The 372-nt window shown below is 67.5% G+C and carries 1 protein-coding gene; it reads right to left on the reverse strand.

Going from position 1 to position 372, the window contains the following annotated elements; all coding sequences use genetic code 11:
* Positions 1–372, reverse strand: a 372-nt coding sequence (locus BMI87_RS21895) for an IS66 family transposase zinc-finger binding domain-containing protein (RefSeq protein ID WP_146681750.1), incomplete at both ends; no start/stop codon positions are given.

Below are 372 nucleotides of genomic sequence, written 5' to 3' on the forward strand. Positions count from 1 at the left end.
GCGGTGGATCTCGATGCCCGATCGGGCAAGGATCCGGCTCTGCCGATACAAGGGCAAGTGGTCCGCATATTTGCTGACCAGCACATGCGCGATGGCGCCCTCGGTCGGCAGACCACCGTCGATGAGATGCGCCGGGGCGCTCGCCTGGGTCACGCCATCGGTGCAGGCGCGGCAGGCGTATTTGGGTCGAACCGTGACGATCACCCGCAGCTGCGCGGGCACGATGTCCAGCCGCTCTGTGCGGTCCTCGCCGATCTTGTGCATCTCCCCGCAGCCACAAGGACATTGCAGGCTCTCCGGCTCGATCACGCGCTCGATGCGCGGCAGGTCCTTGGGCAGGTTGCCTCGATTGCGCCGGGCTGCACGCCGGGG

It is taken from the genome of Thioclava sp. F28-4 (assembly GCF_002020045.1).
In the GTDB taxonomy this organism is placed as follows: domain Bacteria; phylum Pseudomonadota; class Alphaproteobacteria; order Rhodobacterales; family Rhodobacteraceae; genus Thioclava; species Thioclava sediminum.